The sequence below is a fragment of the Micromonospora sp. WMMD961 genome (genome assembly GCF_029626145.1).
Lineage (GTDB): Bacteria > Actinomycetota > Actinomycetes > Mycobacteriales > Micromonosporaceae > Micromonospora.
In genome coordinates this window covers 839,757-852,470 of record NZ_JARUBJ010000002.1, presented here as the reverse complement: position 1 = coordinate 852,470, position 12,714 = coordinate 839,757, and the positions used below count along the sequence as shown (strand labels likewise).

At 71.8% G+C, this 12,714-nt stretch carries 10 protein-coding genes; 6 read left to right on the top strand and 4 right to left on the bottom strand.

The genetic code is table 11. From position 1 onward, the window contains the following. The first annotated feature begins 28 nt into the window (after window positions 1-28). Both O7614_RS04115 and mycP read left to right on the top strand, forming a co-directional pair. Window positions 29-355, top strand: coding sequence for a MarR family winged helix-turn-helix transcriptional regulator (locus O7614_RS04115; protein WP_278137158.1), 327 nt, complete (start codon window positions 29-31; stop codon window positions 353-355). A 50-nt stretch (window positions 356-405) separates the two neighbouring features. Further along, window positions 406-1,638, top strand: coding sequence for a type VII secretion-associated serine protease mycosin (gene mycP, locus O7614_RS04110; protein WP_278137157.1), 1,233 nt, complete (start codon window positions 406-408; stop codon window positions 1,636-1,638). 87 nt (window positions 1,639-1,725) lie between these two features. Here the strand turns inward: mycP and O7614_RS04105 are convergent, their stop codons facing one another. From O7614_RS04105 to eccCa, 3 genes are all read right to left on the bottom strand, one after another. Continuing rightward, complete coding sequence (locus tag O7614_RS04105; protein ID WP_278137156.1) at window positions 1,726-2,004, bottom strand: WXG100 family type VII secretion target; 279 nt, start codon at window positions 2,002-2,004, stop codon at window positions 1,726-1,728. 25 nt (window positions 2,005-2,029) lie between these two features. Then, on the bottom strand, window positions 2,030-2,338 hold the full coding sequence (locus tag O7614_RS04100; RefSeq protein WP_088951260.1) for a WXG100 family type VII secretion target: 309 nt from the start codon (window positions 2,336-2,338) through the stop codon (window positions 2,030-2,032). A gap of 205 nt (window positions 2,339-2,543) precedes the next feature. After that, window positions 2,544-6,509 (bottom strand): type VII secretion protein EccCa, encoded by a 3,966-nt coding sequence (gene eccCa, locus O7614_RS04095; protein WP_278137155.1) that lies wholly within the window; start codon window positions 6,507-6,509, stop codon window positions 2,544-2,546. 166 nt (window positions 6,510-6,675) lie between these two features. On the opposite strand from eccCa, the gene eccD reads away from it, so the two are divergent. Then, window positions 6,676-8,073: a type VII secretion integral membrane protein EccD gene (gene eccD / locus O7614_RS04090; RefSeq protein WP_278137154.1), complete on the top strand. Its 1,398-nt coding sequence runs from the start codon at window positions 6,676-6,678 to the stop codon at window positions 8,071-8,073. Window positions 8,074-8,085: 12 nt separating this feature from the next. Here eccD and O7614_RS04085 read toward each other — a convergent pair whose 3' ends face one another. Further along, window positions 8,086-9,267, bottom strand: coding sequence for a type VII secretion protein EccE (locus O7614_RS04085; protein ID WP_278137153.1), 1,182 nt, complete (start codon window positions 9,265-9,267; stop codon window positions 8,086-8,088). Window positions 9,268-9,427: 160 nt separating this feature from the next. Here O7614_RS04085 and eccB point away from each other — a divergent pair, with 160 nt between their 5' ends. From eccB to O7614_RS04070, 3 genes are read left to right on the top strand one after another with little or no spacing between them, the layout of a single operon-like run. Further along, entirely contained in the window at window positions 9,428-10,864 is a 1,437-nt protein-coding gene (eccB, locus tag O7614_RS04080) for a type VII secretion protein EccB (protein WP_278137152.1), read from the top strand. Window positions 10,865-10,910: 46 nt separating this feature from the next. After that, window positions 10,911-11,321, top strand: a complete 411-nt coding sequence (locus O7614_RS04075; protein WP_278137151.1) for a hypothetical protein — start codon at window positions 10,911-10,913, stop codon at window positions 11,319-11,321. Further along, window positions 11,314-12,597, top strand: coding sequence for a WXG100 family type VII secretion target (locus O7614_RS04070; protein ID WP_278137150.1), 1,284 nt, complete (start codon window positions 11,314-11,316; stop codon window positions 12,595-12,597). The genes O7614_RS04075 and O7614_RS04070 overlap by 8 nt, the downstream gene beginning before the upstream one ends. The last annotated feature ends 117 nt before the right edge of the window (window positions 12,598-12,714 follow it).

Below are 12,714 nucleotides of genomic sequence, written 5' to 3'. Positions count from 1 at the left end.
GAGCGGCATCCGGAGAGGCGGTCACACGATGGCGAACACGTCGGCCGGCAGCGGGCGGAACTGGACGTTCCTCACCAACCACGGCCACGTTCTGCTGGCCATCGCCCGCGACCCCACCGCCCGACTGCGGGATGTCGCCGCCGAGGTCGGGGTGACCGAGCGCGCCGCGCAGGCGATCGTCGCCGACCTGGAGGCGGACGGATACCTGCACCGCACCCGCGTCGGACGGCGCAACGAATACACCCTCAACCCGGCCGGCCGGTTCCGGCATCCCGCCGAAGCCGACCGCCAGGTCGGCGCGCTGCTCGCACTGTTCGCCGATACGCCGACCGCCGACGTCGGCTCCCCGGCCTGACTCTCGTCGCCGGGCCGTTGCCCGGACGGGCACAGCGGTAATCTCTGCGGGTGCGCGAATGCCCGCCGTCGAGCGCGACCCCCGCGTCCCGCCACACCACCCTCGCGGTCCTCAGTGGAATACTGGCGGTGCTGCTCGGCACCGGCATGGTGGCACCGCCCCCGGCCAACGCCGCACCCTCCAGCTGCGGTCCCGAGGGCGAGGAGGGTCTGGCAGAGACACCGTGGGCACTGCGGCGGCTCGAACCGTCCTCGGCGTGGCCGCTGTCCCGGGGCGCCGGAGTGACGGTAGCCGTGATCGACTCCGGCGTCTCCGCAACCCACCCCCTGCTCAGCGGCCAGGTGCTCGAAGGTCGCGACTTCAACGGTCTGCCGGCCAACAAGGGCCAGTGCGACCTCGTCGGGCACGGCACGATGATCGCCGGCATCATCGCGGGCCGGGAGGGCACTGGCGTCCCGTTCAGCGGCATCGCCCCAGCCGCCCGCATCCTCCCCATCCGGGTCCTGCCGGACCTCAGGGACACCGACGACCCGCAGCTTCCCAAGCAGATCGCCGCCGCGATCGACTGGGCGGTCGAGCAGGGCGCCGACGTGATCAACCTGTCCCTGACGACCATTCCCGGCCCGGAACTCACCGCCGCCGTCGAACGGGCACTGGCCGAGCGGGTGGTGCTGGTCGCTGCCGCCGGCAACCAGGAGGAGGGGCAGCAGAGCAGGCCGGGTTATCCGGCCGCGTACCCCGGGGTGCTGGCGGTCGGTGGGGTCGACGAGGCGGGCGGGCACGTCGGCACCTCGATCAGCGGCGACTACGTCGACATCGCCGCGCCAGGGTTGAACATCATCGGGCCGGCACCACGCGGGGCCGGCTACCGCGCCGAGCCGAACGGCGGCACCAGTTACGCCGCCGCGTACGTCTCGGGTGCGGCCGCGCTGGTCCGGGCCGCCTACCCCGACCTCAGCCCGCAACAGGTCGCCGAACGGCTGGAACGCACCGCCGACAACCCACCGGAAGGCCACAACGCCGACATCGGCTACGGCATGATCAACCCGTACCGGGCGGTGTCGAGTCTGCTGGGCACCCGGACGAACCCGCCCGTCAGCGCGATCCCCATGCCGATGACGCAGGACGACCCGCTGCGTTGGCAACGTGGCGCCGCGATCTGGACCGCACTGATCGGCGGACTGATCGCCGTGCTGCTGCTGATCGGACGGCCGATCGTCACCCGGGGCCGCCGGCGCGGTTGGCGCCCGGGCCGACGCAGCGACGCACCGACAGCCGGTTGACCCGCCGGTCCGCAGCACCTCGCCGGGGCCAGAAACAATGCGGCTCCGGCCCGGGTCGACCGGACCGGAGCCACACCAGCGAACCGCTCAGCCCCACACCTTCGAGTTGCTCATCTCGGTGGTGAGGTAGTTTTCCCGCGCGATGCCGACGGCACCACCGATCTCGTTCAGGATCCGGTTGATGTCCTGCACCGCCGCATCCCACTTCGCCTGGTGCGCCTCGTAGGCAACCCGGTCCTCGCCGTCCCAGTGCAGCTTGGTCAGCATGGCCCGCAGCGTGTCGAGCTTTTCCTCAAGGGTCTTCGAGATGGCCTGCATCTGCTGGTTGCTGCTCTCGAGGACCGCATAGTCAACTTTGATCGTCACGATTTCCTCCTCTGCTGGCTGCGGATCACGGGTTGAGAGCAGAGTGGAACTTGTCCAGCATCTGCTGCTGCTCTTCGTCGTTGACCTGGTGCGTCGTACCCGACTTGTCGAGCAGATCGGCGATGTTGTCCATCGCCGTCAGCAGCTTGCTGGTGTCTTCGCTCCAACGCGTCATCAGCGACTGGAAGCCCGTGGACGCCTGGCCCTTCCACGCCATTGCCAGGTCGTCGACCACGTTCCACAGCTTCTTCAGCTCGCCGTCAACCTCGCTGCGCGTGGACCGCACGTCACTCGCGGCGGTATGCAGAGTCGCTGCTTCGACCTCGAACGCCATGCTTCACACCCTTCCGTCATTTTGTGGTGGCGGCTCCGCCGCACCCCTCCCCCGCGGCAAGGCAGCAACACCCCACCGACGGACACTCCAGTGAAGACCGTAGCGGAAGCCGACCAGCCCTCGCAGCCCTGACCACCGACGTCCGATGGATGGTGGTGAATCGGACCGAGGCGGCCCAGGACGCCCTACCGAAGACCGATGCCCGTCACGACGGCTCGGCCCACGCGGTCTGGATCAGCTGCTGGCCGTCCCGCCGCCGGACCAGGGTGCCTCGACCCGGTGGCTGCGGGCTCGGCCGCAGCGACCCGAAGACCGCGCCCTCCTCCCGGTTACCGGACATCAGCAGCCCCGGGGAGTCCAACTCACGCAACCGTTGCAGCACCGGCTCGTAGAGCGCCCGGGACACCCCGCCGACCCGACGCGTGATGATCAGGTGCAGACCGATGTCGCGTGCCTGCGGCAGCAACTCCTGCAGAGCGCTGAGCGGATTGCTGCCACCGGAGGCGACCAGGTCGTAGTCGTCGACCAGGATGTACAGGTCCGGGCCCTTCCACCAGCTGCGGTCACGCAGTTGGGCGGTGGTCACGTCCGGCCCGGGTAGCCGGTTGGACAACGCGCTGCGGATCGAGGCGAGCCCCTGCGCGAACGCCTGGTTGGACGGGGCGTAGTCCAGCAGGTGATCGCCCTCCACCGCGCCCAGCAGACCACGCCGGTAGTCGGCGATCACCAGGCGGGCCTGCGCCGGTGTGTACCGCTCGGTGATGCCCCGGGCGATCAGCCGCAACAGGTTGGTCTTGCCGCACTCCGCGTCACCGAAGACCGTCAGGTGCGGCTCGTTGACCAGATCCAGGTAGACCGGCGCGAGCGCCGACTCGTTGACACCGATCGGCAGACCGGGTGCCGACCGGTCGATGATCCGCGCCAACTCGTCCACCGGCAGCCGGCGGGGCAACAGCCGCACCTTCGGCGCCGGGCGCCCCGGCCAGTTCGCCGCCACGTGCCCGGCCAGGGACACCGACGCCTCGCTGAGGTCGTCGATGTCCCGACGACCGTCGATTCGCGAGATCGCGGTGAGGAAGTGCAGCTTGTCCCGGGTCAGGCCGCGACCAGGCGACTTCTCCGGCACGTTCGTCGCCGCCCGGCGATCGATCTCCGACTCGGACGCGTCGCCGAGCCGCAACTCCAGCTTGGTGCCGAGCAGATCCCGCATGTTGATCCGGATCTCCGCCCACCGCACGGCCGTGAGCACCACGTGTACGCCGAAACCCAGGCCACGGTTGGCCAGCGTGGTGATGGTCTGCTCCAGCTCCTCGTACTCCTGGCGCAGGGTGTTCCAGCCGTCCACCACCAGGAACACGTCGCCGAACGGGTCGTCGCCGAACTCGCCGGCAGCCCGGCGACGGCGGTAGCTGGCCACCGAGTCGATGCCGTGCTGGGCGAAGCGCGTCTCCCGGTCGTCCAGGACGGCCACCACCTCGGCCACCGTCCGGCGTACCGCCTCGACGTCTCGTCGACCGGCCACCCCCGCCATGTGCGGGAGCCGCTCCAGGCTGCGCAGCGCGCCCCCGCCGAAGTCCAGGCAGAAGAACTGAACCTCGCGCGGCGTGTGCGTGAGGGCCAGCGAGGCGAGCAGCGTACGCAGCATGGTGCTCTTGCCACTCAGCGAACGGCCGACGATGACCACGTTGCCGCCGGCACCGGCCAGCTCGACCATCATCGGGTCACGGCGCTGCTCGTACGGGCGGTCCACCACACCGACCGGCACGGTCAGCCGCCCCCGCCCGGGCCAGGACGCGGTGCACAACCCGTAGGTCGGGTCGACGGCCAGCGCACCGAGCAGCTCGCCCAGACCCGGCGGATCGGCCAGCGGGGGCAGCCACACCTGGTGGGCGGGGCGGCCTCGACCCTTGAGCTGGTCGATCAGCACGTCGAGCATCGCCACGGCCTTGCCGTCGGCCGGTTGCTCCGGCTCCGGAGCGGCGGCCACCGGCATCTGCGGAAGCTGGGCCGCAACGAAGTCGAGGCCGTACGGCACGATCCGACGCTGCACCAACGCCTGCGAGGCGCTCGCCTGCTGCCCCGGCGCCCGGTACGCCCCCGACACGTAAGCGGCCCGGAACCGCAGCATCGTGCTGGTGTCGGTCTTCAGGTAGCCGTGACCGGGGGCGTTCGGCAGCTCGTAGGCGTCCGGCACGCCCAGCACGATCCGGCTCTCCACGGCGGAGAAGGTACGCAGACCGATCCGGTACGACAGGTGCGTGTCCAGACCACGCAACTTGCCCTCTTCGAGCCGCTGGCTGGCCAACAGAAGGTGCACGCCGAGCGACCGGCCGAGCCGGCCGATCATCACGAACAGGTCGATGAAGTCGGGTTTGGCGGCGAGCAGCTCACTGAACTCGTCGCAGATGATCAGCAGGCTGGGCATCGGGGCGAGCGGCTCGCCGGCCGCGCGGGCCTTCTCGTACTCGAAGCGCGAGACGTAGTTTCCGGCCGCCCGCAGCAACTCCTGCCGACGCACCATCTCGCCGGCGAGCGCGTCCCGCATACGGTCGACCAGCGGCAGCTCGTCGGCCAGGTTGGTGATCACCGCGCTGGTGTGCGGCAGCGCCTCCAACGAGGCGAACGTCGCGCCGCCCTTGAAGTCCACCAGGACGAAGTTCAACTCCTCCGAGGAGTGGGTCACCGCCAGCGCGGCCACCACCGTACGGAGCAACTCGCTCTTGCCGGACCCGGTCGCGCCGATCACCAGACCGTGCGGGCCCATGCCCTCGTGCGCGGACTCCTTGAAGTCGAGCTCGACCACGTTGCCGTCCGGGCCGACGCCGAGCGGGATGCGCAGCCGGTCCCGGTGGCCGCGCGGACGCCAGGTGTTCTGGACGTCCACCGTGGCGGCGTCACCCACACCGAGCAGGTCCGGTAGCTCCATGCTGCGGGCCAGCGGCTCCTCGTTGCTGGTCTGCTGCTGGGACAGCCGGTAGGGGGCGATCTGCCGGGCCAGCCCTTCGGCGGCCTCCGCGCTGAGCTGGTCGGGTCGACCCAACGGCGACGACGAACTGCCACGGACGAGGTCGAGCGAGCTGCCGTCGGCCACGTCGAGGCAGAGCAGCCAGCGGCCGGCGTCGCGCGGCACCGTGCCGGACAGGTCGATCACGGTCGTGCCGAGCAACCCTGGCCCCACCAGCTGGCAGGTCGGCGAGACCTCGCCACCGTCGATGACCACGACCAGGTGCGCGGCGGTGGTCAGCGGCTTGGCCTCGGGTGCGAAGCGGGGTCGCGCCGCCAGCTCACCGGCGAGCGCGGCCTCGGCCTCGGCCAGGCTGGCGAAGACCAGCCGGCGCGCGCCGGCCGCGTCCGTACGGGCGCTGTGGTGGGCGTGGGGCAGCCACTTCACCCAGCCCCACGACGACTGCCGGTCCGGAGCGGCGACCACCGCGACCACCAGGTCGTCCGGTGCGTGGAAGGTGGCCAGTTGACCGAGCGCCGCCCGGGTCAGGTTGAGCACCGGCTCGCGGTCGCCGCGCAGCACCACCCGGCTGAACGCGCGCAACGACAGCGCGGTCGGCAACTCGGGCACTGTGGAGTGTGCGCGGACGAACCGGCGAAGCGCGATGGCGCTCATCGGCTCGAGGTCCTCCACCGGTTTCGTCTCCGGCGGGACGATTTCGACCGCCAGTCGCTGCGGGCCGAGGGCGATCCTCGTCTCGCCGAAGTCGTCCTCGGTGATCCGCCGCTCCCAGAGCCGGCGGGACGCGGCGATCGACCAGAGCGCGTCGGGCTCCGGGTGCCGCCAGGCCATCGCGGCCCGCTGCTGCTCGGCGGCACGCCGGGTGCGCCTACGCATCTGCGCCAGGTAGCGCATGTAGTCGCGGCGGTCGGCGTTCAACTCGGCCTTGTCCTTGCCACCGCTGTTGGCCAGCGAGCCGATCGCCATGCCGAGCATCGAGACGCCGAAGAGGCCGCCGGCGACGTACGTCATCATGCCGCCGCCCCTGCCGGCATAGAGGAAGGCCATCGCGCCGACCCCGCAGAACATCGGCAGGATCATGAGCAGTTGCCCCATGCCGCGGGGGGTCGGCTCGGGCAGCTCGGGGGGCGACTCCAGCAGCACCTCGCCCCGAGGTAGGGCCGGCCCCGGCTGACGCGGGAGCCGGCGGAACACCACCGTGCTCACGGCTGTCTCCTCCCCAGAAGCGGCCCTGATGACGTGCCGTCGCGGATCGGAGCCCGCGGGTGGGCATCGTACGTGCCCGCCATCGTAGGTAATCTGCCGTGGGCGCGGTGGACCCGGACCGCAGCATCGCGGCCAGCCGATCGCAGACGCACACCTGGAGGCCACTGTGGCGACGAAGACGGCGACCGGTGGTCTGAGCCGGATCACCATCGTGGCTCCGCGTACCCGGATGGATCTGGCGCTGCCGTCGGACGTGCCGATTGCGGACCTGCTCCCCACCCTGTTGCGTTACGCCGGCGAGGACCTGGCCGACGAGGGCGCGCGGCACGGCGGCTGGGCTCTGTCCCGGTTGGGCGGTGCTCCGCTGGACGGTGGCCGTACCGCTGCGCAGCTCAGCATCCGCGACGGCGAGGTGCTCTACTTCAACCCTCGGTCCGCCGCCGCACCGGAAATCGTCTTCGACGATGTGGTGGACGCGGTCGCCACCGCTACCAACCAACGTCCCGGGGCCTGGCAGGCCGGTGCGACCCGGTCCTTCGCGGTGGTCTTCGCGGCGGCGGCGTTCGGCGCCGGCGCACTCGCCGCGCTCTTCGCCGGCCCACCGCACCTGCCGGGTGCGCTGGCCGCCCTGCTGGTCGCGGTGGCACTCCTGGTCGGCGCGGCGGTGCTCTCCAGAGCTGCCGGCGACAGCCAGACCGGTGCGGTGCTCGCCATCGTCGGCTCGGCGCACGCCGCCACCGGCGGTCTGCTGCTGCTCGCCGGCGACCGGCCGCTGGCCGACCTGGCCAGCCCGCACGTGCTGATGGCGGCGACCGCCGCGGTGGTCGCCGGGGCCGTTGCCGTGTTGGCGGTCGGTGACCGGTACCCCCTCTTCTTCGCCGCGATCGGAGTGGGCGCCGCGACCGGCCTCGGCGCGCTGTTGTGCCTGGTCCTCGGCCTCGACGCGCCGGCCGCCGCCGCGGTGGTGGCCGCGGTGGCGTTCGGCGTGGTCCCGGCCCTGCCGATGACGGCCTACCGGCTGGCGCGGTTGCCGGTGCCGTCGATCCCGACCGGCCCGGAGGACCTGAAGACCGACACCGAGTCGGTGGACGGCCGGCAGGTGCTCCAGCGCAGTGAACGTGCCGACCAGTTCCTGACCGGTCTGTTGTGGACTGTCGCGCTGCTGGTACTGGGCGCGCAACTCGTGCTGGCTGTCGACGGCCGGCTGGCGGCGGTGCTGTTGTGCCTGGTGCTGGCGCTGTTGTCGCTGCTGCGGGCCCGACCGCTGCTGGGCCGGGCCCAGCGCGCCCCGGTGCTGCTCGCCGGCACCGTGGGGCTGGGCCTGACCGCTGCGGCGACCTTCACCGACGGGTCGCTGCCGGTCAGGCTCGGTCTGGTCCTCGGCGGCCTGGTGCTGGCTGCGGTGATCAGCTTGATCTACGGCCTGACCGTTGCCGGCAAGCGCATCTCGCCGGTCTGGGGCAGGCTCCTCGACATCGTCGAGATCCTGCTGATCATCGCGCTGGTCCCGCTCGCCTTCTGGGTGTGCGGGCTCTACGGCTGGATCGTCAACCTCCGGCCCTGACCGTCCGCCCGGTCACTGCGGTCGCGGTCGGGTGGAGGCCCCCAACGCCGACGCGACCGGCGCGCTGGCGTAGACGCCCGGTCCGTGCTGACCGTCCACCGGTCGGGTGGACATGCCAGCCCGATGCGCCACGTCACGGACCACCTTCAGCAACGCGTCGACGTGGCCGTCCATCGCGGCGATCCGTAGCAGCGGCGCCGCCACCCGGCCGTCCATCGACACCGTGGCGGCCACCGTGTGCGAGGGCGCCGAGGTCGCGGTGATCGCGTCGACGAGCGGGCCGAGCGGCGCGTCCGAACGACCCCGCAGTGCCATGCACCGGTGGGTCCACCCGCCGCCACGCAGCGCTCGCCAGGTCTCCGTCGGCGCTTCCGGCCCGAGGTCCAGGCCGGCGGCCGAGACGATGGCAGCGCGCAACTCCTCCCGGCCCAGCGGCCGGTGGGCCAGGCCCGCGCCGGTCAGCGCCTTGCCGAGACGGCCGATCCCGGCAGCCACGGTCCGGTGTACACCGGGCAGCCCGCCTCCCCGGCTCACCGCCTCGACCCGAGCGTCGCGGACGGTGAGCCGCAGTGCCACCCAGACGGTCCGGTGTGCGGCCGGCGGCGCGCCGGGCGCCGGGTACCAGACCAGGGTGTGTGCGACGACCTGGGCCCGGGACACCGGGGCGCTGAAATCCGTGAGCACCCGCAACACCTGGTCCACCGTGGACGCCTGCACCGACCCGACCGTGGCCCCGCTGACGGACTGCAGCGCGACCGCGGCGAACCACCCCTGGGCGTCCTGCCCGATGCCGAGCCGGGTGCCCCGGTCGGTCAGCTCGATGATGCTCAACTCGGGAGCGAGTGTGGCCAGCCGTGGGTCCACCGCCGTGCCACCGGCCACCGCGGCCGAGGCGCGTTCAGCACGACGCCGCAACCGTCGCCGCAGCAGCAGGTCCTCGAACCACCAGCGGCCACCCCGTCGGGCGAAGGTGGCCAGGACGACCAGCAGCCCCACGCCACCTGCCGCGGCGAGCACCCAGCCGGGCCCGGCCGACGCGGCCCAGACGCCGAGCACACACAACTCCAGCACGACGAGTTGCCCCACCAGCACCGGGCCGACGCGTCCCCGATCTGGCCGGTCGATCGGCGGCGTCGAGCTTGTCGTGGACCGGTCCGCGGCCGCTCGGGCGGGTCGTGCCTGAACCTGCGTCATCGCTGACTGTCCCTCCTGCACGTACGGCTCTGCGCCGGGTCGGTCCGGTGCCGGCCACGAACGGTGGTCCCGAGGAACCCCGGTCGGCCCCTTATCGTAGGGAAGCCCGCGACGGCACCCCGACCTGATCGTCGCGGATCCACCCCGCCGGAGGTAAGTCATGCGGACCCGCCGCGATCAGGTGCAGGCGTACCGCTTCGTCACCCGCCGGATCGTCTCCGCGTTGCTGTCGGGTGATCCGGAGACCACCAACCTGCCGATGCGGAGGCTCGGGATGGCCGTCTTCGGCAGTGTCATCACCGCGGCCGTCGTGCTCGGCGGGGTCGGGGCGTACGGTCAGCTCACCGGTAACACCGCGCCGTTGCAGGACCAGACCCTGGTCATCGAACGGGAGACCGGCGCGACGTACGTGTTCCTGCAGGGGCAGCTTCATCCGACGCTCAACTACGCCTCGGCGCGTCTGATCCTCGACAAGCCGGACGCCACGGTGCGGACGATGTCCCAGGCCTCCCTGCGGGACCGGCCACGCGGGCTCACCCTCGGCATCGTCGGCGCACCGGACGCCCTGCCGGACCGCAAGTCGCTGACCGGTCTGCCCTGGTCGGTCTGCGACGTGCCCGATCCGGTCGACCCGCAGCGCTCCCGCACCCGGGTGGTGATCGACCGGGCGCTGCCCGGCGGCGTCCCGCTGGCCGACCGGGCGGCGCTCGTCGTGGTAGACGACCAGCGGTACCTGGTCACCAACAACGTCCGGCTCCAGGTGCTCGGCGGGGACCGCACGCTCACGGCGTTGAAGATGGCCGACACGGCGCCGCTACGGGTCGGGCAGCAACTGCTCAACACCGTTCCGGCCGGGCCACCGCTGCGCAAGCCGTCGCTGCCCGGCGAGGGTGAGTCCAGCACGCGGATGGTCGCCGGCCGACCGGCAACCGTCGGTCAGGTCTTCAGCGCCGCCGGACGGTACTACGTGCTCACCCGCGAGGGTCTCGCCTCGATCAGTGAGATCACCGCCCTGTTGATGGTCAGCGGCGGGGGCCGGATCACGGACATCACACCGAACCAGGCTGGTGAGTTGTTCGTCGAGCAGCGGGTCGAGGAGGAGGGGCTGCCGAGGACGATGCCCAGCTTCTACCCGACCAGTTCGGGTCAGACCGCGCTGTGCGCGACGTACCGGGCGAGCGGCTCGGGTGGGCCGCCGACCACCACCCTGGAGGTGTTCGAGCGGGCCCCGGCCGAGCTGACCGCGACCAACCCGGGCCCGGTGCCGGTGCCACAGACCAGGCGCGACGCGGTACGGACCACCGAGGCGGTCCTGCTGCCCGGCGGCAAGGGGGTCATCGCGCAGGCCTCACCCGGCGCCGGGACCAGCGGTTCCGGCGCCGCCGGGTCGACGATCTACCTGATCAGCCCGCAGGGCATCCGCTACCCGCTCGGCTCGGCGGAGACGCTGGGGGTGCTCGGTTACGGCGGGGTCACTCCGCTGGCGGTGCCCGGTTCGCTGCTCGCGCTGGTCCCGACCGGGCCCACCCTCAGCCGCGAGGGCGCGATGACGGTCTTCTCGCCCGACGGTCCGGCAGTGACCGGGGCGGATGGCTGAGCAGCGGTGACGGGTCGCCCCGCGTCGTAGCCGTGGACTAGCCTGGATGTCGCTGACGGTTGTCAACCAGAACGACGGGGATGTTGCCATGACCGGGCGTACGGAAGTCGACCTGTTGTCCTTAGAGGACTTCCACCAGCACCTGGCTTCGCGGTTGAGTCAGGTGGAGTCGGTGCTGCGCAAGCTCAACACCGAGATGCAGTGCAGCCCGCCGGCGCTCGGCAGCTTCCTCGACGCCACCGCCCAGGCGCGCCGCTACACCGAGGTCCACCAGTCCTATGTCGACCAGGCCGAGCGGGTCCGCCGGGCGGTGCTGGCGGCGCAACAGGCGACCAGCACGATCCTGGCCAACTACCGCACCGCCGAGGCGCGCAACGCGGCCAACGCCACCGATGTCACCGCAGCGCTGAACGGCGTCGATCGGGCGTTCGAGCCGAAGGAGGACGGGCGTGTCTGATTACACCCAGCGCTACCAGGGCAACACCCACCAGCAGCTCTACGACGGCGTAATGGCCGGCCAGCCGGAGCAGATCGAGGGGGTGGCCGCCCAGTGGGCCGAGCTCAAGGGCATCCTGGACGGCTTCGGCCGCGAGTTGAGCGGCGACCTGGAGAAGCTCGGCAACACCTGGACGGGTTCGGCGGGTCGGGAGTTCCACCGGCGGCTCAGCCTGATCGTCGCCCACTCCGACGCGCTGGGTGACGGGATGGCCGGCATCAAGCAGGGGCTGACCATGATGGCCGACCATCTACGGACCGCCCGCAAGCAGGCCGAGAGCCCGGAGGAGACCGACGACAACGACAAGGCGATCTCCGGTGCGGTCAAGGGTGCCGCCACCTTCGGTCTGCCGGGCGCGGTGGTCATGGGCATCGTCGGCCACCAGCAGGACAAGGAAGAGCAGGAGAAAGCCCACCAGCGGATGGTGAACCTGGTGGCCGAGTTGGCCGACGGTTATCAGATGTCCGCCTATGACCGGGTCGTCGATCCACCCCTGCCCCATCCGGACACTCCGAACGGTGCCCGCCAGGACCCGACGTCACCGCAGGCTGTTCCGACGGTCGCCAGGGCGAGCGCCGGGCCTACCAGCACCGACGTCAGCGCGCGTACCGGTGATGCCACCATCGGGAAGCCTGACCGCGGCGCCCAGCCGCCGGGCATCGGCGACAGCTCGGTGCCTGGCCAGCACGGCCCGGGTACGGGTGGCGTGCCGGCCGTCGTCACCGGCCCGATCGACGCCACCGGCGACTCCGATCCACGGAGCACGTCGCTCGCCGGGGCTGACCCGTTGGTCGGCGGGGCTCTGGTCGCTGGTGGTGCCGCCGGGCTGGTGGGGCTGTCCGGGCCGAGCACGGCGACCCTCGCCGCCAGCTCCGGCCCTGGCCTGCTCTTCGGTACGCAGGGCGGTGCGCCGGCCGGCGGAGTCCTGCGCACCGCCACGCTCGCCGGTTCGGGCAGCACGCCCACCACGGCGACTCGTCCGACCGGTGCGGTCGCCCCGGCGGACACTCGCTCCGCCAGCGGGGTCGGGCGCGGCATCGACGGCCAGCGTGGCGGCCGGGCAGCCACGGCCGGCGGCAACAGCAGGCCGGGTGGCAGCAATTCCGGAGTGCTCGGCGGGCGGGGTCGACCTCACGAGGACGACCCCGACGAGCGGATGACCTGGTTGACCGAGGACGAGATGGTGTGGCGTGACAACGGCGACGCCGCGCCCCCGGTGCTCGGCACCGGCCACTGACCACCCACCGCCGCCGGCACGCCAGCGGCGCGGTCAGCTGAAAGACGCGTGTGCCCCCGATCGGCCCCCTTCCGGCCGGGGGCACCGCCATTTCCGGTCGCCGATCCAAACCCTCCA